General features: G+C 37.6%; 21 protein-coding genes and 1 rRNA gene. 9 read left to right on the top strand and 13 right to left on the bottom strand.

Features of this window, described 5'->3' with window-relative positions:
* The first annotated feature begins 209 nt into the window (after nucleotides 1-209).
* A 5S ribosomal RNA gene (gene rrf, locus B0169_RS18375) occupies nucleotides 210-324 on the top strand.
* Between the two features lie 606 nt (nucleotides 325-930).
* Here rrf and B0169_RS18370 read toward each other — a convergent pair.
* Nucleotides 931-1524, bottom strand: a complete 594-nt coding sequence (locus B0169_RS18370) for an ATP/GTP-binding protein (RefSeq protein ID WP_077288363.1) — start codon at nucleotides 1522-1524, stop codon at nucleotides 931-933.
* Between the two features lie 249 nt (nucleotides 1525-1773).
* Here B0169_RS18370 and B0169_RS18365 point away from each other — a divergent pair, with 249 nt between their 5' ends.
* Nucleotides 1774-2646 carry a bifunctional 5,10-methylenetetrahydrofolate dehydrogenase/5,10-methenyltetrahydrofolate cyclohydrolase gene (locus B0169_RS18365; RefSeq protein ID WP_202971841.1) on the top strand — a complete coding sequence of 291 codons (873 nt, stop codon included), beginning with the start codon at nucleotides 1774-1776 and terminating at the stop codon, nucleotides 2644-2646.
* On the opposite strand, the gene B0169_RS18360 is transcribed toward B0169_RS18365, so the two are convergent.
* Nucleotides 2624-3154 carry a GNAT family N-acetyltransferase gene (locus B0169_RS18360; RefSeq protein WP_077288362.1) on the bottom strand — a complete coding sequence of 177 codons (531 nt, stop codon included), beginning with the start codon at nucleotides 3152-3154 and terminating at the stop codon, nucleotides 2624-2626. The genes B0169_RS18365 and B0169_RS18360 overlap by 23 nt on opposite strands.
* Before the next feature lie 113 nt (nucleotides 3155-3267).
* The gene (locus B0169_RS18355; protein WP_077288361.1) at nucleotides 3268-3534 is read right to left on the bottom strand and encodes a hypothetical protein; all 267 of its coding nucleotides are present in this window, start codon (nucleotides 3532-3534) and stop codon (nucleotides 3268-3270) included.
* A 256-nt stretch (nucleotides 3535-3790) separates the two neighbouring features.
* Between B0169_RS18355 and B0169_RS18350 the strand changes: the two genes are divergently transcribed.
* A complete protein-coding gene (locus B0169_RS18350) occupies nucleotides 3791-5140 on the top strand; it encodes a DEAD/DEAH box helicase (RefSeq protein WP_077288360.1) in 1350 nt (449 codons plus the stop codon).
* 245 nt (nucleotides 5141-5385) lie between these two features.
* On the opposite strand, the gene B0169_RS18345 is transcribed toward B0169_RS18350, so the two are convergent.
* Nucleotides 5386-6945, bottom strand: a complete 1560-nt coding sequence (locus tag B0169_RS18345) for a carotenoid oxygenase family protein (RefSeq protein ID WP_077288359.1) — start codon at nucleotides 6943-6945, stop codon at nucleotides 5386-5388.
* An 11-nt stretch (nucleotides 6946-6956) separates the two neighbouring features.
* A complete protein-coding gene (locus B0169_RS18340) occupies nucleotides 6957-7382 on the bottom strand; it encodes a DUF2141 domain-containing protein (RefSeq protein ID WP_077288358.1) in 426 nt (141 codons plus the stop codon).
* Between the two features lie 147 nt (nucleotides 7383-7529).
* Between B0169_RS18340 and B0169_RS18335 the strand changes: the two genes are divergently transcribed.
* Nucleotides 7530-8384, top strand: coding sequence for a LytTR family DNA-binding domain-containing protein (locus tag B0169_RS18335; protein ID WP_077288357.1), 855 nt, complete (start codon nucleotides 7530-7532; stop codon nucleotides 8382-8384).
* Here B0169_RS18335 and B0169_RS18330 read toward each other — a convergent pair.
* From B0169_RS18330 to B0169_RS18315, 4 genes are all read right to left on the bottom strand, one after another.
* Nucleotides 8362-9216 (bottom strand): 23S rRNA (adenine(2030)-N(6))-methyltransferase RlmJ, encoded by an 855-nt coding sequence (locus tag B0169_RS18330; protein WP_077288356.1) that lies wholly within the window; start codon nucleotides 9214-9216, stop codon nucleotides 8362-8364. The two genes, B0169_RS18335 and B0169_RS18330, sit on opposite strands and share 23 nt — an antisense overlap.
* A gap of 122 nt (nucleotides 9217-9338) precedes the next feature.
* On the bottom strand, nucleotides 9339-10931 hold the full coding sequence (locus tag B0169_RS18325) for an ABC-F family ATPase (protein WP_077288355.1): 1593 nt from the start codon (nucleotides 10929-10931) through the stop codon (nucleotides 9339-9341).
* A 204-nt stretch (nucleotides 10932-11135) separates the two neighbouring features.
* Complete coding sequence (locus B0169_RS18320) at nucleotides 11136-12029, bottom strand: hypothetical protein (protein WP_077288354.1); 894 nt, start codon at nucleotides 12027-12029, stop codon at nucleotides 11136-11138.
* Between the two features lie 193 nt (nucleotides 12030-12222).
* The gene (locus B0169_RS18315; protein WP_077288353.1) at nucleotides 12223-12993 is read right to left on the bottom strand and encodes a hypothetical protein; all 771 of its coding nucleotides are present in this window, start codon (nucleotides 12991-12993) and stop codon (nucleotides 12223-12225) included.
* 351 nt (nucleotides 12994-13344) lie between these two features.
* Between B0169_RS18315 and B0169_RS18310 the strand changes: the two genes are divergently transcribed.
* Both B0169_RS18310 and B0169_RS18305 read left to right on the top strand, forming a co-directional pair.
* Nucleotides 13345-13914: a recombinase family protein gene (locus B0169_RS18310; protein ID WP_077288352.1), complete on the top strand. Its 570-nt coding sequence runs from the start codon at nucleotides 13345-13347 to the stop codon at nucleotides 13912-13914.
* Nucleotides 13915-14032: 118 nt separating this feature from the next.
* On the top strand, nucleotides 14033-14767 hold the full coding sequence (locus tag B0169_RS18305) for a hypothetical protein (protein WP_077288351.1): 735 nt from the start codon (nucleotides 14033-14035) through the stop codon (nucleotides 14765-14767).
* Between the two features lie 298 nt (nucleotides 14768-15065).
* Here B0169_RS18305 and B0169_RS18300 read toward each other — a convergent pair whose 3' ends face one another.
* Nucleotides 15066-15650: a hypothetical protein gene (locus B0169_RS18300; protein ID WP_077288350.1), complete on the bottom strand. Its 585-nt coding sequence runs from the start codon at nucleotides 15648-15650 to the stop codon at nucleotides 15066-15068.
* Between the two features lie 603 nt (nucleotides 15651-16253).
* On the bottom strand, nucleotides 16254-17738 hold the full coding sequence (locus B0169_RS18295) for a recombinase family protein (RefSeq protein ID WP_077288349.1): 1485 nt from the start codon (nucleotides 17736-17738) through the stop codon (nucleotides 16254-16256).
* 854 nt (nucleotides 17739-18592) lie between these two features.
* Between B0169_RS18295 and B0169_RS18290 the strand changes: the two genes are divergently transcribed.
* On the top strand, nucleotides 18593-20086 hold the full coding sequence (locus B0169_RS18290) for a S41 family peptidase (RefSeq protein ID WP_077288348.1): 1494 nt from the start codon (nucleotides 18593-18595) through the stop codon (nucleotides 20084-20086).
* A gap of 338 nt (nucleotides 20087-20424) precedes the next feature.
* On the opposite strand, the gene B0169_RS18285 is transcribed toward B0169_RS18290, so the two are convergent.
* The gene (locus B0169_RS18285) at nucleotides 20425-20781 is read right to left on the bottom strand and encodes a winged helix-turn-helix transcriptional regulator (protein WP_077288347.1); all 357 of its coding nucleotides are present in this window, start codon (nucleotides 20779-20781) and stop codon (nucleotides 20425-20427) included.
* A gap of 149 nt (nucleotides 20782-20930) precedes the next feature.
* On the opposite strand from B0169_RS18285, the gene B0169_RS18280 reads away from it, so the two are divergent.
* Together B0169_RS18280 and B0169_RS18275 are read left to right on the top strand one after the other, a co-directional pair.
* Nucleotides 20931-22262, top strand: a complete 1332-nt coding sequence (locus B0169_RS18280; RefSeq protein WP_077288346.1) for an aldehyde dehydrogenase family protein — start codon at nucleotides 20931-20933, stop codon at nucleotides 22260-22262.
* 95 nt (nucleotides 22263-22357) lie between these two features.
* Nucleotides 22358-23143 carry a 2OG-Fe(II) oxygenase family protein gene (locus B0169_RS18275; RefSeq protein WP_077288345.1) on the top strand — a complete coding sequence of 262 codons (786 nt, stop codon included), beginning with the start codon at nucleotides 22358-22360 and terminating at the stop codon, nucleotides 23141-23143.
* Nucleotides 23144-23425: 282 nt separating this feature from the next.
* On the opposite strand, the gene B0169_RS18265 is transcribed toward B0169_RS18275, so the two are convergent.
* Nucleotides 23426-24028, bottom strand: a complete 603-nt coding sequence (locus tag B0169_RS18265) for a thiamine biosynthesis protein ThiC (RefSeq protein ID WP_077288343.1) — start codon at nucleotides 24026-24028, stop codon at nucleotides 23426-23428.
* Nucleotides 24029-24484 lie beyond the last annotated feature (456 nt).

Below are 24484 nucleotides of genomic sequence, written 5' to 3'. Positions count from 1 at the left end.
GCTGCGAGGCATTGAGCTAACCAATACTAATTACCCGTGAGGCTTAACCATACAACACCCAAGTGGTTTTAAAGATTGTAGTTAAGTTTGACTAACACTCGCAAGAGTGACACGTACATAAAGCATTGAATAAGAGTTCGAGAATAAAACGTATTTATTATCATTGAGACATGTCTTAATGAACGGCTTTCAAGATTGTACCCTTTTTGTCTAGCGACAATAGCGACATGGCCCCACCTGATTCCATTCCGAACTCAGAAGTGAAACGTGTTAGCGCCGATGGTAGTGTGGGAGTTCCCATGTGAGAGTAGGACATTGCTAGGCTTCTATTTAGAGAAACCCGTAGCTAACGCTACGGGTTTTTTGCTTTCTGAGCTTTATAATTAAATAAATTCAGTGATAAACGCTAAAATGATCATAGCGGCATGGTTGAGTTCATTGTGAACTCAGCAGTGTCTGCTCTAGTGTATCCATGCGCGTCAAGAGCCCGTTACGAAAGTGACGGGCTTTTTGTTATCTAAAATTTGAAAAACACAAAAAATTTTATGACTCCACCTAAGTCCATTGCTAAGTCAGAAGTGACATGTGTTAGCGCCGGTGGTAAAGAGTGTGTGGGTGTTTTTCTCTTTATGTGAGGCCGCTCCTGTGCATTCGCACTTACGGCATGAGTGCATCTCGGTAATTGCTCCTGCATTACTCTACTAACCTACATCCTTGTAGGAACATGCACGTCAGAAACCCGTAGCTAACGATACGGGTTTTTTGCTTTCTGGCGTTTAAATATCGGTGTTTAAATAATTACAGGCACACTTGTGACATTACTGGCGACTAATTTTTGGCTATTTAAACGTGTAGTTCATAGGTCAATATAAGTTAAGAAATGACGAGCTTCAATTCTTTGTAGTGGTTATAGCTACAGAATTAACCTTGTTATTGATTATACTGTTTTATAATATTCTCAATTGTCATGATTCCAAACATAACTTTATGAATAAAAGATTCAGAGCTCACGACGAGATTATAGTTAGGGTGCTTAGACCAAATTTTTTGTAGTTTGGTATCTAATGCTATCGCGGCTGCTTCTGATTCATTCCTGATCGGGTTGTTACTACGAATGCTTTCTCCAGATTTAGCAGCAGTTTCAAAAAATATAACCGCATCATAACGTGAAAACTCTTGCTCAAAAGAAGTGTTCATTTCCTTAAAGAAGTCTTCTTCAGTTCCAGGCCAGTATGCTAAGCCATCTAAAGTGCCACGATCACATAAAATTAAACACTCAGGGTAGGTGGCTCTTTGGATATCTTCGAGGTTTTTTTGTAAATCGAATATGGCTTTTTGTTGACTTTTCAGTACTTTATTATTGGTACTTCGCTCAATACCACCACTAAATATCATGGTAGCTGACTCGGGAACTGATGCTATTTTTCCGCTAAATTCGCGTCTAATTAAATCCAATGCTGTGGTTTTACCCGCACCTGGACCACCGGTTATTACGATTCTTTTTTTGATATGTAAATTGGTCATATTAATACAGCCGAAAATTACCAGAATTATGTAGTAGCAGTATAAATGTATTTAAGTGGCAGAAAAGACATATTTTGTAAAATAACTAATAATGCTTTCAAGGTATTAACTCAAAATAGCAATATTCAAAAATATTTTATTTATCCAATAACGCTAGCTTAGATATGGTATGTTTTCATTTCGCAATTTACTCAGTTAATGGCTCTTTAAATTGTGATAGTTTATTTATTAATTTTATAAGTGCGAGTGATGATAATGATTTTAGACGGAAAGCTAACTGCTAAGAATTTACGAGCTCAGTTAGCTGTAGAAGTAACTGAATTGAAAACTAAAGCAAGTATTTGCCCTAAGTTAGTTGTTATTTTGGTTGGGAATGATCCTGCAAGCCAAGTGTACGTTAAAAATAAAGTAAGACAGACTCAAGAAACCGGTATGGTATCTAATGAAATTAAGTTAGCTGAAGAAACGAGCCAAGAAGAATTATTAAAGCATTTACATCAGTTAAATCAAGACAGCAGCGTTCATGGAATATTAGTCCAGTTACCATTACCAGCACATATTAATGAGAGTGCTGTTATCGCCGCAATTAATCCTGAAAAAGATGTTGACGGCTTCCATGCTATTAACGCAGGTCTTCTATTTAATGGTGAAAGTAGTGGGCTTGTACCATGTACCCCTCAAGGCTGTATTATTCTAGCAAAACAGTATTTAGGTAATGATTTATCAGGTAAACATGCAGTGGTCATTGGTCGCTCAAACATTGTCGGTAAACCTGTAGCAATGTTGTTACTACAAGAAAATTGTACTGTTACCATCGCACACTCAAAAACAATTAACTTAGTTGAAGTTTGTCAACAAGCTGATATTTTAATTGCTGCTGTCGGCATTGCTAAATTTGTTAAGGCTGAATGGGTTAAAGAAGGCGCAACGGTAATTGATGTCGGTATTAACAGGATCATAAATCATGAAGGCACAGCCAGTCTTGTTGGTGATGTTGACTATGATGAGGTTGTTGGTAAGTGCGGTGCAATTACACCAGTGCCCGGTGGTGTAGGGCCTATGACGATTGCATGTCTATTAAAGAATACGCTCATTGCTGCTAAGCACAGTGTGGAAAATTAGCACTATAAAGGTAACAGCATAAACTTTTATTATTTTCTCTATAACGTAAAAATCGGTGACGAAATTCATCCGGTAATTGTGCAATATTTTTTACTGTGTTGTGACTGACAAACTTATTCGACAAGTAAAGTGTTGCTAATGCTTGAGCAGCAAAACAGATAATATTGTCATAACGGGCTTGTGTGGTCTCTTCTTTGCAAAGACGTTCAGCTATGACGGCGCGTAATAATATACTAGCTATACCGCTACCCCGATGTTCGGAGTCAATAACTAAGCCATGCAGTAACCAAAATAGCCCACTTTCTTGCCCTGCTGATATGATCACGCAAGCAATAATTTTAGTATTGTGCTTTATAAAATATGCGTGGTCATGTCCAATAAAGCCAGCAGCGTAACGTTGCGTTTTATAGAAGCGTTGAATGTCTTTTTTGTCTGATTTTTTGGCTTTTATTACCAGGTAAGTGGAGCGCTGAGTAGGCAAGTGTTTTTCTATCTTTGATATTGTCATTCAGAGCATAATACCTGATCACATCGGTTATTACACAGCGTAATTTTAGCTATACATGGTTATTGTAATCTTATGCTGACAAGATAAATAGTTACGAACTAGCATTAAAAATATTATTTTACTAATTCGTTACGAACTAAACCGCGGCGGATATTCTTACATAATTTCGCTAAACGACTAATATCACCAAATGTTGGCTGTTCATTGTTTGCCAAGCGAACTTCCCAATCAGACAGTTCGGTATCTGCTAATTCGAGAAGTTTCTTCGCACATCCCACACATTTTCCTGCGCATATTTGTGCTTCAGGCAGGGTAAATGGAAAATCATCCCTGACTTGTTTGATCAATAGGCACATTGCTGTATGTCGATCAGGCTTCATTTCATCACCCTTACTCTGTTTACTTTATTGTAGGTTTAGGTTTTGATACTACGATTACCGCATTATTCTAGCTATAAACTACAATAGGTTATTTGTCATAGCTCAAATGATTTATCAAAAGTCAGCTTTTTAATCTCTGCCTGATAATTTTAACGCTTTGGCTAAATTGTTTAGCCAAATATGCTACTTATCAGGTTATAATACGGTAATAGAGTTTTAATTTTTTAGCTAGTTATGAAGTAAGTGGAGAGTAAGTTTGCAGTTTAGTGATTTTGGGTTAGATAGTAAGATAATGGCAACCGTTGAACATTTAGGTTTTAACGAGCCGACTGAAATCCAGCAACAGGCCATTCCTGCCGCTATGACAGGTCATGACTTGATCGCATCATCTAAAACAGGCTCTGGCAAAACATTAGCGTTTATTATTCCTGCAATGCAACGCTTATTAAAGAATCGCGCGTTGAGTAAACGAGATCCTCGTGTGGTTATTTTAACGCCTACTCGTGAGCTAGCTAAGCAAGTTTTTACTCAATTAAGAATGTTTACCTCAGGTTCACAGTTTAAAGCGGTACTGATACTCGGCGGTGAGAACTTCAATGACCAAGTAAAAACTTTAGAGAAAGACCCACACTTTATTGTTGCAACGCCGGGGCGATTAGCTGATCACCTTTCACAAGGGCATTTTTACTTAAATGGATTAGAGCTGCTAATTCTTGATGAAGCAGATCGCATGTTAGATCTCGGTTTTGCTGAGCAACTCGCACAAATAAATAAAGCTGCCGATCACAGAAAACGTCAAACATTAATGTTTTCGGCAACTTTAGACCATGCACAAGTCAATGATTTTGCCTTAGCTTTATTGAAAAAACCTAAGCGTATTGCTATTGGTAGTGCGCATACTGAGCATAAAGATATTACAAAGCGTTTTTATCTTTGCGATAACTTGACGCAAAAAGAAAAATTGCTGCAGCACTTTATTGAAACCGAACAGCATCAACAAATGATTATCTTCACAGCCACACGTGCTGATACTGATAGGCTCTCAACTTTGTTAACAGAGCAGGGCTTAAGTACCGTTGCGCTAAGTGGAGAGTTAAATCAAAGCCAACGTAATCAAATTATGGACGGCTTTAGTAAAGGCCAGCAGAAGATATTGATCACGACCGATCTGGCTTCTCGTGGTTTAGATTTGATCAATGTATCGCATGTTATTAATTTTGATATGCCAAAACATACTGAAGAATTTGTTCATCGCATTGGCCGTACTGGCCGCGCAGGCAGTACTGGAGATGCCATCTCTTTTGTTGGTCCAAAGGATTGGATAAGTTTTAAGAACGTTGAAGGGTTTTTACAGCAAAAGCTAACATTTGACAAAGTTGAAGGTTTTAAAGTTAAGTTCAATGGTATAAAACCTAAGAAAGCCAAAGTGGTTAGTAAAACCAAAGACAGTAATAAATCAGCACCACAGGCTAAGAAAGCGAAAGCGAAGAAAATCGTCAAGAAGAGCTTTTTAGCGGCTGATGCTGGTGAGTTACCGGTATTAAAGCGTAAAAAGCCTGTGGCACCACAAGATATTGAGCAAAATGATATAGAAGAAGTTGATTAGGCTTAACTAATAAACTTAAGCCCGTTTTAAAATCACCATAAGTTTCAACCAAACCTAGCCGCGAAGGAATTAGGCGACAGTAGATAAAACCTTTAATACGATAAGTGCATTAACTCAGCTTAATTTTTAGCTTGAATTAATGCACTTTTTTGATTCATTTTTTCGTTACTTTTATGTTCTGCTTTTAACAGCGTTGTTATTATTTATTTTCACCATTAAAAATGAACCGTTAATTATATAAGCCCTCAGCTCGCTTTAAAGTTTCCATGTAAACCCAATGGTAGATGGTAAGGCAGCCATGCTCGACAAATTGGTCCACCCTTGAGGTTATTTGCGCTAAATATATTCAAACAAGTGCGTTTACTCGGTATATGTAAAGCCGTACCCAGTAAATAGCCATCACCTTCCTTAGCTGTGTTAGAGATAATAATATGCTCTTCAGCGATAAATTCATCACCGTAGATAAATGTGTCTTTTTTCCCACTGTCCATGTTGAGACAACATACTGTATCACGCCAAAATTGGCTCTGCGTATGCGAAAGGGTATATAACGTTTTATTGCGTTGCCCCACTAAATGATCGTAAACCCGAGGGAATTCACTGTCACCATCAACAACGACTTTGGTTGTGCCGCCATTAGGCTTTAACGTGAACAGTGCTGTGTGAGGTGAGTTTTGATCTAAATTTTTTGCTGTGCCTGACATTATTTCAGACAACTCATCCATGACCTTAAAGTTGTCATTAATACTGGCGTCAAAATGAATAGTGCCATCATTCTCCTCCCAAGCATTACCGAAATGAAAAGCGAAACCTGCATCTAACTCATATTGCTTTTTCAATGTTAACGTCTGTTTATCAATAACTAATACTCGCATTGGTTGCTTGCTATCGTACTCGATACTTGCGAAGAGTTTGAGATTACTGTGGCTGCGATCAGCTTGTGAGGTCAGCGACGGTAAAATAAGTAAAATGTGCTTATGGGTGATTAGAAAGTCATGTAGCATCTTGCCGCGGTAACGCGCGTTTATAATGCCAACATTTTTCATTAGCCCTTTACTTGATAGTTGGTACAGCGCGACATGGCCCGATAAGCTCAAACCAAAATTCCAAATGTCGCCATTAGCTTCAATTTTAGGATGCGCTGAAAATGCTAAGCCTTTAAGTTTATCACCGTACTGGCTGTTAGCTCCTAAGTTAACGCGTCGTTTAGTGGCAAGCGTTGTAGCATCTAATGCCGTAGCTGAGCCAGACTCCCATAATGCCCAAATCTCATCATCAACAGGAATAACATTGATATTGGCGGTATTAACTGTATCGGCTTGAGTTACTTTACGGCTATTTTTTATGTCACTTAATGGCCCTGAATATAAAAATTTATTTTGTTGCTGTTCCTGGACAAATTTTGTGGTTTCAACAAACTTGCCTTGATGCACAATATTGCCATTAGCAAAAGTAAAGCTATTGATCATACCGTCACCTTCAAACTGGTGTGAATAACGCTGGTTGCCTTGCTCATATTTAGCAGGACCATTGCGATAGAATACTCCCGTGAGATCTTTGGGTAATTTGCCTTCAATAGTAAGCTGCTGATGGGCGAAGTTATTCGCAGTATTCTTCAAACCTAATAAGCTTGGGTTGTCCTTCAAGGCATCAGCAAAGGATGTTTTTATATTAGCAAGTGGGTCTATTTGGTTTTTATTGACTATTTTTGCATTAACGGCAAATGGCACAGACATTAAAAGACTGCTTGCCCCGATACAAGTACTCGCTCCAGCGATATTTTTTAATAATTGACGACGTTGCATACATTGTCTCCTTAATAATTAATCGTTGAACGGTTAGTTACGGCGGCATCTGCAACTTGAAATTTAATTGCTTGGTATTCAACTGGACCATAATTAGCTTTTGCACTGTTTGAATATCCATAGCCTTCTATTGGCATGCCAAAGAGGTTAGTTTCCATAGCACTGTTATCATTTTCGTCATGGAAATATCGAATACCATAGTCGTTATCTTCTAAGTTATTAAAGGTTATTGTGATCTGACCTTTTTTGGCAATAGCGATGCTAGACAAATAAGCGTTATTCGCTTGGTAGTTTTTTTCACCTTGAAATAATTGCACATACACTTTTCCTTGATCTGATTTAATATCGTCAATAATAAAAGTAACGTTATTAGCTAAGGCATGTGTTGATGTGAGTAACATACTGGTTGTCATTATTGCTATAAAAAGTGTTTTCATTTGCTTTCCTTATTATTTACATTGAATTAAAAAGTAGTGATTGCTTCGATAGGGAAAGAGGATAAAATGCCTTTATCGAATTAGGAATTAAGAATTCGCCATCAGGTTGAATTCTTCGTGTAATAAACAAAAAAGGCCGATGTACCATTGACGAATCGTGAATTACCCATTGAAAATAAAGATAAAATAATAAAATGGGATAAAACTAAAATTAAGTCAGACGCTGTGGTGATCATGATAATCGCTAGTGTTTTAAGCTTACTAACCCCATTTGGTATGGATAAGGTTGGCTTAATCAAGGGCTGGTTTTTTTGGCTACTACTTTGTTTTAGTGGTTACTTTGTTTATGCTCCGATCATTTATTTTGGTAATGAATTTCTATATAAAATCTCGAAAATATTACGAGCGAGGTATTGGTTACGAATAACGCTTTTAGCAGCTTTGGGTAGTGTTATTATGAGCTTTATTGTGCCCTTAGTAGTGATAAACTTTTTTGATGTTCAAATTGCTTATCTAACGTTAGTACCACAAATAATGTTAAGAACCTTTATTGTTGGTGGCTTAATTTCGGGTGTTTACAGCTTAAAAAATTACTTACAAACACAAAAGCAGCAACTGTTAAAGCAACAGCAGCAGCTAAGTGATCAGCAAGCGCAGAATTCGAACAGTATAAATAAAAAATACCAAGATTTTATGACAAAGTTACCGCTAGACAAACGTGGTAAGTTGATCTGCTTAGAAATGGACGATCATTACTTAAAGGTGCATACCGATAAAGGCAGTGATTTGATATTAATGAGATTTAAAGATGCACTTGCTTGCTTAGATGAATATCCAGGCATTCAAACGCATCGGTCATGGTGGGTGGCACAAGATGCTATTGTCAGTGAAGAGAAGGAAGGGCGAAAGCTACTATTAAAACTGGTTAATCAGCAGCTTGTACCCGTATCTCGACGTTATACAGAACAAGTGAAAACGCTTATTCAGCAATTAGTTGTTTAAGTGTGTAACTTGTTTCGTTGTCGCCTAGCTTAGTCTTTAGATAAGGCAATATTTCTGCTAACTGTTGCGAAAGCTGCCATGGCGGGTTAACAATAAATAAACCTGTGCCTGTCATGCCGTATTCTGTGGTATCAGCCTTCTGGCAATACTCAACTTGCAAAACATTACGCAGCTCACTTTTAGTGAATGCACTTTGCATTTGCTCTACAAGTTCGCGCTTAACCACGGGGTACCATAAAATATACGTACCAGTCGCAAACTTCTTATAGGCATTTACTATGGTTCTAGTGGCTTTAAGGTAATCTTCTTTGAGTTCATATGGTGGGTCAATTAATACGACACCACGTCGATTTGGTGGTGGTACTAAGCCCAAAACCCCTTGATAACCGTCAGATTGTTTTACGTGCGATTTATTCCAACGTTGGCTATAAGCTTGTAAATGCTCAATATCGGCAGGATGTAACTCAAATAAATGCGCACTGTCTTGTCGACGAGTAAATTGTCGAGCAATCCCTGGCGAACCAGGATAAAGCGCAATGTCTCCTTGTTCGTCAATTACATCTTCGTTTAAACTTTTGACTAAATCAATGTAGGGCTGCAAAGGCTCGGGTAAGTCACTATTATCAATTAACTTAGCAATGCCATCTTTATATTCACCAGTTTTTTGTGCGTAGTCGTCAGCTAGTTTGTACATACCAGCGCCAGAGTGACTGTCGATATAATAAAAGCCTTTATCTTTTCGTGTCATGTACTCAAGTACTAGGGTGAGAACGGAATGCTTTAAAACATCAGCAAAATTTCCGGCGTGAAAGGCGTGGCGATAACTAAGCACTTTATTTCCTTTAAGAATAATAGAGAAGAGCAGGTTTAAATCTAAAATGGCATTATCTACAAAGTGATAATGCCATTTTTAATGGTGTATTGCTAAATGTTAAGTAAGAACTAAGCAGGGGTTTAAACTTGTGATGCTAAGTATTCGTCGTAACCACCAGCAAAGTCAGTATAACCGTCAGCTTTTAATTCGATAATACGTGTCGCTAAGCTTGAAACAAACTCACGGTCATGACTGACAAATAAAATGGTGCCTTCAAACTGCTCCATTGCCATATTTAATGACTCGATAGACTCCATATCCATGTGGTTAGTTGGTTCATCCATGACCAAAATATTTGGTTTTTGCATCATGATTTTACCAAACAACATACGACCCTGTTCACCACCAGAAAGTACTTTTACCGACTTTTTAATATCATCAGCAGAGAACAATAAACGCCCTAAATAACCACGAACCGCTTGCTCGTCATCAGTAGGTTGGCGCCATTGGCTCATCCACTCAAATAATGTCATGTCATTTTCAAACTCATGAGCATGGTCTTGCGCGTAGTAACCAATGTTAACGTTTTCAGACCAAGTATATAAACCTGAGGTTGGCTGATATTGCGCCTCACCCATCAATGTACGTAAAAAAGTAGTTTTACCGACACCGTTTTCACCGATAATAGCGACATGTTCACCAACTTCAATCATCATGTTGAGGTCTGTAAGTACCTTGTTATCATCGAAGCTTTTACTCATGTTTTCGATAACAAGCGCATTTCGGAAAAGTTTCTTTTCTTGTTCAAAACGAATAAACGGGTTAACACGGCTTGACGCTTTAACTTCCGCTAATTGAATCTTATCAATTTGCTTCGCGCGCGAAGTTGCTTGTTTTGCTTTTGATGCGTTGGCTGAGAAACGGGCAACAAAGGCTTGTAACTCGCCAATTTGTGCTTTTTTCTTCGCGTTATCTGCCATTAATTGTGCTCTAGCTTGTGTTGAAGCAAGCATGTATTCATCATAGTTACCTGGGAATACACGTAATTCACCATAATCTAAATCAGCCATATGTGTACAAACACTGTTTAAAAAATGACGGTCATGCGAGATGATGATCATGGTTGAATCACGTTCGTTCAAGGTTTCTTCTAACCATTGAATAGTATGAATGTCTAAGTTGTTGGTTGGCTCATCAAGTAATAAAATATCAGGATCAGAGAACAGGGCTTGTGCTAATAGCACACGCAGTTTCCAACCTGGGGCTACATCGCTCATTAAACCAAAATGTTGTTCAACCGGAATACCAACACCCATTAACAGCTCACCGGCGCGGCTTTCTGCGCTGTAACCATCCATTTCAGCGTATTGAGACTCTAAATCGCCGGCACGCATACCATCTTCTTCGCTCATTTCAGGCAAGGCATAAATACGATCACGCTCTTCTTTTACAGCCCATAGCTCTGTGTGGCCCATAATAACGGTATCAACGACAGAAAACTCTTCAAAACCGAACTGGTCTTGACGAAGTTTACCAATACGCTCATTCGGATCTAAGGCAACGTTACCTGATGTTTGCTCTAAATCACCACCTAAAATTTTCATAAAGGTTGATTTACCACAACCATTAGCGCCGATTAAACCATAGCGGTTACCGCCACCAAATTTTTGTGAAATGTTTTCAAATAACGGCTTAGCACCGAATTGTTGGGTAATATTATTGCAACTGAGCATACAGGTAATTCCTAGCTGATATATTTGTACAGAATCTAATGACCCGAATTATACAGGGGTTAAATAAAAATGACTATTTTTAGTCTTATGAATCTATGTGATAAAGAGGAATATGTACGGGAGGTGATATTTTATACATCGACAACAACTTCAATTTATTAGTACAAAAACAAATTATCTTATGGTTTGAATAGAATAAAATAATTAACTTGCTAAATCCTCTAATTTCAATATGTATTTTTCTAGCTTTAAAACAAATGTATATGGTATTTCCTCTATGTCGAAATCTGGAAAATCATCTTGCATGTCACAACCAAAAATAAACCTTTTATTGCCATGGTAACCAGCATCTTCTAGTATATTTATTACAATATCATTAAAGTTTATGAGCTCACTTTTACATACACTAAACATAAATCTAAATAGCTGATTAGTAATATCTACATAATTGGCCAGATGGGGAATAAGGTCAAAGTTTTCATCCAATTCATTTAGTGCCGAAGCCCCAAATCCTTTCCATTTATAACTCCCTGCGGTAAGCCTTGACTTCATAATAGTCGCAACTAGAGAGGGCTTTTGATTTTTATTTATATTTATAGCTAATCGACTTATTGGAATACCATAGTGTTGAGAATAGTTTCTTAACTCATAACAAAATTTATAACTTAGGCTGTCTTTATGTAGTGTTTTTCTTAATGACTCTATTTTAGAGTATTCTTCGGAGTTTTTACCAAATTGATTTTCAGTAAGGGAAGTCACTTTAACAAGGAATAAACTTACTGCTGTTAACGTGCTGAGAACACACTTATTCAATTCAACCATCATTTCAATTATGTTTTCATAAGGGTCTATTAAAGCAGGTGACTTTTTAGTTTCCTGCTCCAACTTAATCAAGATTTCTTTTAGAGTTTGTTCTAGCTGATTATGGTTTGAATCGACCATCCTATGGGCGAGGTAAAGTGGATATAAAAACTCCACTATTAAGCCACAAGCTTTATCATAGGTATTTCCTATATCTTGATGTATAGGTTGTTTGGCAACATGCATATCAAACTTCGCACCTTCCTTGGGTGTGAAAAAAACTAGCTTCCTTTCCATTACAGTTTCCTTATAATTAATGTTTGACAAAAATTCGCAATATAAACTTAACAATTATTATGAAAAGTATAAAGCTATCACGGATAATGAACTCCCTAAATAGTGTCAAAATTAGCTAGATACAGAAGATTATTATAAGAATAAACAGAAAATCTAATGTATTAATTGCAACAGAATTAGGTAGTTTATTGTATTAATTATTATCTTCTTTAACTTCTACTCTAACAAAGGATGGCTTAGGGTTGCTTTTTGTCCAATAGATACCTGAACCGTATTGATAATCCTCCGTTGCTTCTCTTAGCCTCTGCTCGTAATATTCGAATAAAGTAAATTTAAACGTTTTTTCAACATCTACTTTAGAGCAGTCGGTTAATACCTTAACCTTCATTTTATATTCACCATGAAGCCAAAAAAAATTCTCATCAAATATTTTCTTGAAAGGATAAATGCATTCTTCAGGTGCGAGTATTAAATCAGTATGATATTCCCCTAGCTTTTCTTTTTTTTGCTTCAATGCTCCTTGCATATTTTTAATTGCATCATTTAAAGTTTTTTCATTTTGTCTTGACCAATCTTGGCTTGTGGTTACATTGTGCGACCATTCTTCATCAGGAGCTAAAGAAAACTTTGTAAATAATAAAGGATATAAGTCAGTAGGTTCTTTAAAGTAGCCTTGTGATGGGAGCTGAGTTAATTTTTCACCATCTCTATATAATGATACTTCAACACCTCTAATCGTTAACTTAGTACCTCCTATGTTATGTAAGTGTAAGTGAAGATTAATTCCGCAATTTCCAATAGCGTGATTTAAATTTATTTTTGAAAAGAGCTCAAAATCTAACTTTGGTTTTTTAAAAAATAGTTTTATTCTTAACTCTTGTGATGCTAAGAGCGCTATTGAGGCTATGATGAAAGACCAAAAAGTCCAATTTAGATAAAAAGGTGTAATCTCTAGTGGCGACATGTACTAATCCTTGTGAAGTTGAATTGCATCCCATTCCATTCAATAATTAGAGCTACTGTGAACGGTAAACTGATGCTATCACAGCATTAGTCATTCATGAATAATTATCAAATGCCGTTAATATAGTTTCTCTTATAAATACTATATCAACTAAACCAAAATCTAGTCATTAAAGGTTTAGCAATCACATATATAATTAGCATTTGAAATAGATATAAATAAAAATAGTCTTTTTTAACCACCCTTAAAAGACATGCAACAAAGTCGTATCGTATAGTTATTGACAGACCTATATGACACAAAGTATCGTATAGGTCCTAAATGAGACTGTTAGCTGGGTGAAAGAATCAAATGCAATATATTTACGCTAGAACATCAACAAAAGAACAAAACGTGCAGCAACAAATAGATTACCTTGAATCTAAGTACAAAGCAGATGATGTGTTTAGTGACCAGCAGTCTGGCAAAACAATCGACCGACCATCGTTCAATAAATTATTATCAACAGTTAAAAGTGGAGACACTATAATCTGTCAAGATTTATCAAGGCTCGCGCGTGATACTCAGTCCCTATTATCGTTTGTTGAAGATATGACAAATAAAAATGTAGCAATTCAAATAGACGATTTAGGTTCAACCGATATTACATCAGCCACAGGTAAGATGGTGTTAACTACATTAGCAGCAGTCGCAACAATGCAGCGCGAGCAAATGATTGAAAAGCAACAGATAGGTATTTTACGGGCTAAAGCTGAAGGTAAGTTTAAAGGCAAGCAGCAAAGCCAGAAGACTATTGATGCATGCATCAAGGCATTAGGGTATGTAGAAAAGGGCTTATCAAAAGAGGCTGCGGCTAAGGCTGCTGGCGTTGGTAAGGCTACACTTTATAGGTATATTAAAGAAGTTGATTTGGCTGTCTAGATGTCTGTTTGTTTTTAGGGTATAGTAGTAATAATTATAAACACACCACGGCTAGCAAAGGTGACTAGATACGGGCGACACGTTGACTTATCAACGTAAAAACATAGGAATATACATCATGAATTTTGAAGACTGTCACACCCAAAGCGATATAATAGAACGCCATATAATCGAATTAATGCGACGCTCTGAGGGTATTAAGGGGTTCGCAAAAAAGAAGCAGTTAGTGACCTACGTTAGAACATCAAACAAGGAAAACTGTAACAACTCCCAGTTGATGGTGTGCGGTTATGCGCATGCGGTATTCTATCCTTCAGCTAAAAATCACTCTATAGTGGAGAGCAGGCGCAGTGTTTCATTTTCTCATTTAAAGCTACTTCTCGAATCTTTAGAGGATAACACGATTTTATTGACTCGTGATTTCTCTAGGCTTGGGCGCTTTCCTTTGTCCTACCATAAAAAATTATATAACTTGTATAATGAGCATGCATTGCGTGGCATAAAAATTCACGTATTAGCAAGTCAGCTTAGCGGTAATGAGCATGGCACTCCGTTATATGATTACGACATGATAAGTGAGCCATCAAAAATAAAAGTGATTATTGCTGAGCAATATAAATCATTTCTTGCTTACGCTACAAAAGAGAATAATAAACCGGAAAAGATAAAATTACATGAAAACAAAAAAATTGACAAAAGATTAAAGTCGATGGTTAAGACATGGAATAATGGTATATCTAAGGATAAAAAACCGATTGAAATAAAGAGGCTTATAAGGCGAAATACAAAGCTGTCAATGTCGTCTATTAACAAAAGTTTATCTAGTCTAAAGTCGAAAAATCTATTGAATTAAATGCAGGTTTTTCACTGTGTAAAAAGTACGTTTTATTGGTTATTTTATACAGTGTTAATTGAGCTAAGCACCATGCAAGGCTTGGCTCGCAGTTTCCTTTAGGGTCGCCTTTACTGACACTATAGTATTGTATATATAAATTATGCGTACTTCTGATGAGGGCGTTGATGTAAATACATACTCTCCCCGTTCTGTCCATTCTCTTTTAATTCACTGAAAATATAGTTAATTATATTTTCAGTGATACGTGGTGTGATTGGCTATAGCAAATGATTAGATTCTGATTGTGCGATTGCCATCAGGTGTAGCGTTTTTTAAATACCAGTACCAATGCAGGGATAAGTAAAATTATAGTATATGGCTCAGGAACTTGAGTACTATTGTTTAAGTTCACATTGTCGAAACTATGATATATAGCTCCTTGCTGCCAAGTTAGCGAGGTTAATTCTGTAAATGAATCATCAAAATTAAAAGTTGAATATTTGCTGATGTCGTATGGGAGCGAAAATACTTGGTAAACAGTCACTCCATTACTTTTGAGTCCTGTGAAGTAAACAGGGATTTCATCGTCGTAACGATTGTACAGGCCAATCAATAAATCAATAGAGTTTATATTAAATAGGGCGTTATCTATTCTTTTAAGCTCAACGTCTGCACTTACGCCTGCAGCATGAAGTCCAGTGGATGTGCCGTAACTAGGGTGTAACATACCTATCGAGTTAAACGCTTGGGTGGTAGTTAGGATGAAGTTATCATGGCTATAGGTTGCTTGGGTGTAGTCATTGTAGTGTCTGCCAGACTCAAGTTCATCAAATGTAATTAAGGTGGCGCTTGATGGGGTTGAGATAACTGTGAGTATGATTAAGAGTAATATTTTTTTCATTTTTACTTCCATGTAATTATGTGAGAGTGGTGCAAGACGTTATTAGATACGATTTCAGTAACTTAAACAACTTGAAATGAAGAAGGGCTAGCTATTTATTTTTCAAATTCTCCTGATAAAGGGCGCTAGTGCAATCAAGCTTTATATTTGTGGCATTAGTGGGTTTGAATCCGTATATGATTATTAATTTAAATATGCCTTAACGAAGCCTGAAAAATAAATTTAACTTTCATTTGGTCCAACCAATAAAGCAATCTGAATCATACTATGGGAGGGGTGACCTCTAGGTTCTCGAATTAATTGGGCGGGGCTATTCTAAAAAATGGTAATTAATATCGGGTTACCTTGCGCTGTATAAATCTTTATTAAATATCAAAGTGGTTACGTTGGTTATAAAGCATTTTTATAATAATAATGAAGTGTGTATCTAAGGGGGTGTGGGTGTGTTCTTTGATTTCAATGTGGTTAGGAGGTGCAGTAAAAGTTGTTAGTATTTATAGCAATAACTTAAGTGTGATTTGCATGGTTAACTGTCTTGCAGGCTTTGAGGGTTATAATTGTATTTAACCAATAAAATTCTTTGGTTGGTGTTAGAGTATTAATTTACTTACTAATAACTATTTCTTCATAAGATTCATTTAAACATGTGTACTCCATTTTTACTTGATTAAAGCTTAAGTACTCCAAGCTTGAGTTATCAATACTAATGGTGGCACCATTGCCAATAATTGCAAAATCAACACTCTTTAATAGGCCATTTAGTTTGTTGGGTTCACTCATTAAGTTGCTCATATTTTCATTAAAAACTTGACTTGCCTGCTTTACCTTTTTAAATTTTGTTTTAATGTTGATTGTTGTGTTTCGCTTGTCGACTTCTAGCTGGTTAATCTCTTCTTTAATATCTTTTAATCTAATGGAAAGTAATTGGTCATGATTTAATTCGATGGACGTTCTAATGCGATTTGAGCGCTCTGTTAGGTCTTTTATGTTGGCATCTATTTTGATGATACTGTCCTCAATTTCTAACTGTAAATCATCATTAATTATATTATAGATATAACCAAGCTGGTTGAGGCGCCTAAACTCTTCAATTATTGGCATTGGCATTGATTTTGTATTGCTGCATAATTTACCAGCTCTTTTACTTTTGGTGCAGTACATGACTGCGCCGGAGTGTTTATGCTGCCTTACTGAGTAGTTACCGCCACATACCCCGCACTTAACAAGACCTGCCATGATATGGCCACTTGATTTCCCTTGAACTTTATTGTCCTTTCTCTTTTTTATTTCATCTTGAACTAGATAGTATTCAGCCTTACTTATAACGGGTGGGTATATTTCAGCGTCTTCCCAAAAGCCCATTAGGGTTCGGCTTAACAGCCATTGTTTAACCGCTGTGTGACTGCATTTTAGGAAGCGCTGCTGGTCTACTGATTGAACATGTTTTACCAAGTCAGAATAAGACGAGCCAGAAAGGAACATCTTAACCACTAAATGTATTAATTCTTTATCTTCGGGCGTTACAGTGTCAAACATATCGCTTTTATCATTTCTGGTTATCCACCAAAAAGATTTTCTCTTTATCATTTTCCCTTTGGCGGCATCTTCTTTTTTTGACCGCCATCTACTAGAAATGCGCCTAGAAAGGTTTTTAGAGTGCTGGTGTGCCATATCAATTTTACCAATCAAGTAATAAATGATACCTGCATTTTTACTTACAACCTCTTTAGAGTATTCTTGATTATCTTCAAGGGTTATTATCTTCACGCCATTCATGCAAATATTGGTTATTATACTTAGGGCTGTTAGTGTGTCTAGGCGGCCAATTCTATCTATTGCCTCAACCAGAATATAATCACCAGCCTTAATTTTATTTGCTTCTATTGCGTCTAATAGGCGTCCAAAATCATGCTTTAAGTTTGTGCCATGATAGCCAGAAAGACCTAAATCTTTGAACGACATATCAGACGGCTCGGTATTGGGGTTATTAGAAAACCAGTCGTTAATCATGGCTTGTTGGCGCTTTAAGGAGTCGCCAGTTTCTTGTTTAGAGCTTGAGAAGCGTATGTATGATATAGCTTTGGCCATGACTTGAACTCGTTTGATTCTATTTGTGGTGGGAATGATACCAAATAAAAACTATGGGCTCACTTGAAATTGTTGGGTAATATTGTTTGCAGCTAACATAAAGGTTCCGTCGCGAGTGTTTAGATGAGTTAAGTTAACGCGTTAACTCATACCTATAACAACTAAAAAAATGTAAAAATAATGCGCGCGATTATACAGGTGTTTAAAGATTAGCGAAAGTGGAGCACTGGTATAACTTTGCTTAATTCTGAATTATAAAATACGGGAAAGGTACATGTAATAACAAACAAAAGGCGCTTTGAAGGGAGTAAAAGAACCATTAGTGGCTCGGTATAATTATTATAAAATTTACACTGTTCTTTGGGTCTTAGTATTAATAATAACCATGAAAGCTTACCAGGCCTGCCATCTAAAAGTATAGAGCAGGGAAGATTTATTGAAAATAAATGCTGAGATTATAACTCAGTAAACTCATTCAAAGGCATTACTCCTCTTCTTATGCATTATGTAGATTTACCGCCTGTTTATAGATTTACTGTGTTTTAACTGTTTACAAGGAGTTACTTCCAATACATACGAGGCGACTAAACTTGCTATTTGTCTAAACCCTAGCAAATAGGTAAGTGCTAATGTCACCATCTGTTCGATGTTTTGTTATTTTTGGAGTCGTTAGTAGCATAGATTCACTCTTGGTCATAAATGAGCGTGCAGATGGTATAAAGTTCTATCTGTTAAGTCATTCAATTTACGTGATAAAGTAGGGATGTATGTAAGTAATATTATCAAGCTGACTAATCAACATAAAATAACTATTTTAAATTAGTGTAATCAACCGCAGACTTAAATGGATTTTCATGACTACTAAAACTAAAACTAAAACAAAAAACGTTGATACTACGCTAAGTATTTTGCTTGGCGCTTTATTGACTATACCAGCTTTGAGTTTTGCAGCGAAAGTTGAGACTTCGATGACAGCAGAGCAGTGGCGCAGTATAACAGAGCGCGATATTGAAGCTGCTTACAGTATATCCGCAAAAAATCACCCCGGTATGTTTGATGTTAATAACCCAACTTTCCCTGATTTATTAAATCAAGCAAAAGCGGAGGCACTTGCACTCTCATCACAAGCGAGCGGACCGCAGGTTCATGTTGCGGCAATTGCGCGCTTCAGTACTGTGTTACAAGATGGCCACGCCGGTGTGTTTTCAAGCGTAGAAAGACCGGCGCGCCGCTGGCCGGGTTTTAGTGCCGTATGGCGAGGTGATGCGCTAAAAGTGTATTACAGCGAAACCAACAATATTAGTAAAGGCGATGTTGTCAGCCAATGCGATGGACAAAGCACTGAGGCCTTAATGCGCCAAAGGGTTTTTAAGTTTCATGGTGAAGTAGCACAACCTGGACATTGGTGGAACCAAGGTTGGCGGTTACTAATTGATGAGGGTAATCCATTTTTAATGCCCTTAAAAGCATGTGAATTTGTTAAAGCCAATGGCGAAACTTATACACAAGTGCTGAACTGGTCAATAAGGCCTAAATCAGTAAACAAACATTTAGAGAATGCTGACAACGGTGATGAACTTCCCATTGATTTGACCTGGCCCAATAAAAAGATAGCGTGGATCGCCATGCCTAGTTTTTCGGTAAACGATAAACAAACCGCTGACTACAATAAGCTCTTTGAAAAAATAGAACAGCAACATAGCAAACTGCTTAATGCTAAGGCGGTGGTTTTAGATCTGCGGCATAATCAAGGTGGCTCATCTTATTGGAGCTCACAAATAGCAAAAAGATTATGGGGCGAAAAGGTTGTAGAGCAAAAAGCAGCCGATTTATCTCAAAATACACAAGTGTGGTGGAGAGCCTCAAAAGATAATACTGACTATGTCGAGTCGTTAATTGAACTGGTGAAAGATCAAAGTGATGTTCATGAGTTTTTCAAAGTAGTACATAAAGGAATGAGTAAATCACTTAAAAATAAAACACCATTTTATGTACAAATGCCTGATGAAAAGCGTGAGCAAAGCTTAAATAAATCGCTAACCAGCAACTTTAAAACTAAGGTGTTTGTTATAGTGCCGCCGCAATGCGCGAGTGCCTGCTTAGATGCGATTGATGTATTTAAGCTATTTCCCAATACGCGGTTATTTGGTGCCCCAAGCAGCGCCGATTCTATGTATATGGAAGTACGTTTAGCTACTTTACCTTCAGGATTAGGTAAAGTGATTGTGCCAAATAAAGTCTATGTAAATAGAGTACGTGGAGAAGGGGCTTACTATAAGCCAGATATTGCTTATAACGGTATTGATTGGACAACCCGCTTGCTGCTTGAGCAGATTAAAAAATACTAGGGCCTGTCTATAATTATCTACTTGATAAAGTAGCTTAGAAATTGGAATAGCACTGATTCAGGTAGATTTTTAAATGTGACTGGAACTTTAACGGATTTTTTACATTGAAAAATTAATAAAAATAGCAAAATACTCATTCTAAATTTTTAATCTAGTGGTATCGTATGTAGCGTGAGTGTTTCTGCAACTTCTTACATTGCGTTTAAACATTGTAGTTTAAACATAGGGCCGCTTCTCAATATCAGTTTTTTTCATGGCCCAATAGCTTCAATAAACTCATAGCTGACTTTCTTTGGCTAATTGGCTAACTGATCAAGAAAGAAGATAACCCGCCATGATCAAATGTTGTTATCTTCAGTCCAATCTTTTAGTTTCTCTAAAATATCTAATGCGGTGCGGCCAAAGTCTGTTATTTCGTAAGCTACGGCAATAGGGCGATCGCTAATCACTTCTCGCGTCACTAAACCTTGTGCTTCTAATTCTTTTAAGCGCTGATCAACCATTTTTTTACTTGCACCGCCTAACATGCGCGATAATTCGTTAAAGCGTACTGGACCATCTTTTAGATGCCATAAAATAGACGCTTTCCATTTTCCGCCTAAAACTCGCATGCCTCGTTCAATCAGGCAAGGTTGCTCACAGGTTTCTACATTTATTTTTTTTGCGCTACTATTTGTTTTTGCTGTGCTTTTCATTTTATTTTCACGTTAATTAAGGTGGTTACTAAAAGTATACTGGTTGCTTTAATTAACCACTCTAGCATAATGCTGACATATAACCAATTTACACGTTGTGGGGCAGGTAAGCTCACACTCGTATTCATGCCATTTTAGGAAACTATATTATGTCAACGCTCACTTCTTACAGCCCTATTGATAGAAAACCACTGGGCGATGTTGCCATTACTGAGCCTGTTGATATGCCAGCGGTTGTTTTACGGGCAAAGCATGCACAAAAATCTTGGTCTGCTTTAACTCTTGGTGAACGCCAACAAAAAATAATTAACGCTTACGAAGCGCTTAACGCAGTGGATGATGAGCTGACATTATTGATCAGTAAAGAAATGGGCAAAGATTATCGAAGAGCGAGTTATGAAGTGGGCGGCACTATTCAAAACACGGCTTATTTTGCTCAAGAAATAGCGCAAGCACTACAAAGTGAATCAATAGGGCGTGAGGGTGAAATGCAATATCGCCCTTTAGGTGTAGTCGCTGTTATTTCTCCGTGGAATTATCCTCTGGCGATGGCGAATAATTTGTTATTACCTGCGCTGATTGCGGGTAATACGGTGGTATTAAAACCTTCAGAAGAAACCCCTTTGGTTGCTGAACTTTTTGTTAACACCTTGAACCAAATACTGCCTGAAAATGTATTACAAATAGCGCATGGTGACGCAGAAACCGGTAAAGCCTTGGTTAACGGCGACATTAACATGGTTGCTTTTACCGGCTCACTCGCTGCAGGTAAGCATATTATGGCCAGTGCTGCGTCAGGGCTTAAGCGTTTAGTGATGGAGTTGGGCGGTAATGACTCGATGATTGTTATGGCCAGTGCAGATATAGATAAGGCAGTTCAGTTTGCCGTTGCTAGCTCTTTCGAAAACGCCGGTCAAATGTGTACATCAACTGAGCGTATTTATGTTGATGAGCGTGTTGCTGACGAGTTTGAGCAGAAAGTGGTTGCGTTAGCTCGTCGCTATCAAGTTGGCCCTTGGGATCAACAACATGTCAATATTGGTCCCATTGTTAACCCTAAGCAGCATGCTAATATTTTGTATCAATTGGAAGATGCTCACGCTAAAGGCGCGAAGTTCTTACTCGGCAAACCTCATTACGAATTACCTTATATACAACCGACGGTTGTTACAGGAATTACACCTAATATGACCTTAGAGCAAGATGAAACTTTTGGACCCGTAGTAGCAATTAGCCGGTTTAATCATTTATCTGAAGCGGTTGAGCGAGCCAACGCTAGTCCATACGGCTTAGCTGCGGTGGTATTTGGTGGCGCTGGCGCTAATGATGTTGCCGAGCAAATGGAAGCTGGCATGGTGGCAATAAATAAAGGCGCTGGAGGACTTGGACCTTGGGTTGGCGCTAAGCAAAGTGGTTTCGGTTTTCATGGCACTGCTGCCGGTCATCGTCAGTTTGCTCAAGTGAGAGTTATCAATAAATAAGTCGCTAATCTCACTTGCATGCCACTTGAAAAATAATTGAAACATAAGCTTAGCCGTCATTTTTAATGACTGCTAAGTAAAATATAGAGAAAGATATGAACCAAAACATAGATACAGTAAATGATTTTTTTGTTGCCGCTTTAGAGCCCGGAGCTGAGCACCCAGCGTTACCGGCATGGGGTAACCGAAAGGTAAATCCAGCAAACTTGAAACAAAACGTTGATGTCAGCAATATTGAGCGACACGAATTAGCGCAAGTGCCCGGAGCCTTTCAGTTACTAAACGTATTAACGCAACAAGAGTGCGAAACACTAGTGAGCATTAGCGAACAGCTGGGCTTTTTACCCGATGCAGCGGTTTCTCTGCCACGCAGTGTTCGCCATAATGACAGCTTAACATGGATAGTTGACGAGCAAACTGACGGTATTATTTGGCAGCGTATTGCGCATTTAATGGATGACAGACAAGCTATTTTTACTGGCAGTAAAGCGTTAGGGATCAATGCACGCTTTCGTTTCTATCGTTATAACGCCCAAGACTACTTTAAACCACACTCTGATGGTGCTTGGCCGGGCAGCCGTGTTATTAATAATGAATTAATAACTAATGCTTATCCTGATCGTTATAGTCAAATGACATTTTTAATTTTCCTAACTGAAGACTTTCGCGGTGGTGAAACCCGCTTTTTGGTTAATGCCAATGACGCTACTCAACCAGCGAAAAGAAATGATCAGGTTAGAAATGTAGATATTAGAACCCCTGCTGGCGGCATATTATGTTTTCCACACGGCATGCACCCTCTACATTGTATTCACAGTTCGGTACCAATTACCGACGGAGTTAAATATATCATTCGTAGTGATGTTTTGTTTGAGTTATAAATATTTCTATCGGTATGCTTTTTTTAGGTAATGGTTGTAGAGCATTATCTGCAACCGTTTTTATACCGCAGTGTTGGCTATAAGGTTTTAGCCGCATTTGCTTTGGCAGAGAAAGCAGGGCAGATATGGCTTTGTAATTGTTTTTGCCTAACATTTAAAATGGCTCTGACCCTTTATTATTACTTTATCATGACCGCTTTATTGAAGTTAAACATCGATACATTTATTATGCACCGATATTTATTCTATATTAAAAAACTATCAAGATTAAGGGCGTAAGCCTTAGTCTTTTTTACGATATAGGCTTATCAAGCATACCGCTAAAAGTAACGTCGCAATCATGCCTGAGGCACCAGCAACACCTGACGGAAGAAAACCATCACGGCCAAAGGTAATTAAAATACCATTGGCAAACATAGCAACTACACCCGCTAACGCGGTAAGGCCTCCTATCGCTTTGCCACCTTTAGCTATACTTGTCATGCCAAAAACAACTGCTGCTAAGCCCAATAATACTTTCGCTGCATAGTAAATCATGAAAGACAAAGCAACCACACCACCAATTAAAGGTTGTGCTCCTTCTACGGCGCCCGCAACTTTACCAAACGATGAAAACAAGGTCAGGCCAATACTCACCTGTACTATGTTAAGTACCGCACTAAAGGCAATAGCCGACCAGCCTAGTTGACTATTTTTTGCTTGCACCATAGCCGCACCGGCAAAAGCAACAAGCACAGTAAATACCAATGCTTCTAGCCCCCATGCAAACTGTCTTGAAAAACTGATTTCAGCACTGTAAAGGGCAGTAAAAATTGCCTGTGTTATCGCCAACACCAACAATAATGATGCCGTAATTAGCATGGTGCGTTTATTCGTAAATTCCATTATGTACCTCTAATAATTTTATTTTTAACGCGTTCTCATCGCTTTATTGCGCTAGATTAGTTTTATATGGTCGGTCATAAATAATTGGCAAATAAATGTAGGTTGTCAGTCTGCCTAATACCTAAGGTATTGAAGCTGTGAACAGCATACAAATTGTTTACTTTTATAGGGTTAAAATGAGGTGGTTACTTAAAAAAGCGTTTTTAATTTAAACTTTAAAACTTAACATTAAAACCTACTCAAACCGTGCCGTATAAAGCACTAATACCGTTTCATAATGCTCTAAAAAGCGTTTCATAGGTGCAGCAGCTATGAGTACATCAAATAGATGAGACTTTTTGTGAAGTAGCTTTCATACACGAAATCATAAGACAGGCTAAGCTATGCAATAATTTCACCCGAAACGAAAAACAATCATTTCTAAAATCAATCTCTTGTAATGAAAGGGTATGTGAA

It is taken from the genome of Cognaticolwellia aestuarii (genome assembly GCF_002000025.1).
Classification (GTDB): domain Bacteria; phylum Pseudomonadota; class Gammaproteobacteria; order Enterobacterales; family Alteromonadaceae; genus Cognaticolwellia; species Cognaticolwellia aestuarii.
Note: the sequence above shows the minus strand (reverse complement) of the source record. Positions and strands in the feature narration are given on the sequence as shown.

What these genes read in the sequence shown, in the direction of transcription:
- B0169_RS18370 (WP_077288363.1), bottom strand. Translation starts at nt 1,524, where the DNA reads ATGACCAATTTACATATCAAAAAAAGAATCGTAATAACCGGTGGTCCA.
- B0169_RS18365 (WP_202971841.1), top strand. Translation starts at nt 1,774, where the DNA reads ATGATAATGATTTTAGACGGAAAGCTAACTGCTAAGAATTTACGAGCT.
- B0169_RS18360 (WP_077288362.1), bottom strand. Translation starts at nt 3,154, where the DNA reads ATGACAATATCAAAGATAGAAAAACACTTGCCTACTCAGCGCTCCACT.
- B0169_RS18355 (WP_077288361.1), bottom strand. Translation starts at nt 3,534, where the DNA reads ATGAAGCCTGATCGACATACAGCAATGTGCCTATTGATCAAACAAGTC.
- B0169_RS18345 (WP_077288359.1), bottom strand. Translation starts at nt 6,945, where the DNA reads ATGCAACGTCGTCAATTATTAAAAAATATCGCTGGAGCGAGTACTTGT.
- B0169_RS18340 (WP_077288358.1), bottom strand. Translation starts at nt 7,382, where the DNA reads ATGAAAACACTTTTTATAGCAATAATGACAACCAGTATGTTACTCACA.
- B0169_RS18325 (WP_077288355.1), bottom strand. Translation starts at nt 10,931, where the DNA reads ATGCTCAGTTGCAATAATATTACCCAACAATTCGGTGCTAAGCCGTTA.
- B0169_RS18320 (WP_077288354.1), bottom strand. Translation starts at nt 12,029, where the DNA reads ATGGAAAGGAAGCTAGTTTTTTTCACACCCAAGGAAGGTGCGAAGTTT.
- B0169_RS18315 (WP_077288353.1), bottom strand. Translation starts at nt 12,993, where the DNA reads ATGTCGCCACTAGAGATTACACCTTTTTATCTAAATTGGACTTTTTGG.
- B0169_RS18310 (WP_077288352.1), top strand. Translation starts at nt 13,345, where the DNA reads ATGCAATATATTTACGCTAGAACATCAACAAAAGAACAAAACGTGCAG.
- B0169_RS18305 (WP_077288351.1), top strand. Translation starts at nt 14,033, where the DNA reads ATGAATTTTGAAGACTGTCACACCCAAAGCGATATAATAGAACGCCAT.
- B0169_RS18300 (WP_077288350.1), bottom strand. Translation starts at nt 15,650, where the DNA reads ATGAAAAAAATATTACTCTTAATCATACTCACAGTTATCTCAACCCCA.
- B0169_RS18295 (WP_077288349.1), bottom strand. Translation starts at nt 17,738, where the DNA reads ATGGCCAAAGCTATATCATACATACGCTTCTCAAGCTCTAAACAAGAA.
- B0169_RS18290 (WP_077288348.1), top strand. Translation starts at nt 18,593, where the DNA reads ATGACTACTAAAACTAAAACTAAAACAAAAAACGTTGATACTACGCTA.
- B0169_RS18285 (WP_077288347.1), bottom strand. Translation starts at nt 20,781, where the DNA reads ATGAAAAGCACAGCAAAAACAAATAGTAGCGCAAAAAAAATAAATGTA.
- B0169_RS18280 (WP_077288346.1), top strand. Translation starts at nt 20,931, where the DNA reads ATGTCAACGCTCACTTCTTACAGCCCTATTGATAGAAAACCACTGGGC.
- B0169_RS18275 (WP_077288345.1), top strand. Translation starts at nt 22,358, where the DNA reads ATGAACCAAAACATAGATACAGTAAATGATTTTTTTGTTGCCGCTTTA.
- B0169_RS18265 (WP_077288343.1), bottom strand. Translation starts at nt 24,028, where the DNA reads ATGGAATTTACGAATAAACGCACCATGCTAATTACGGCATCATTATTG.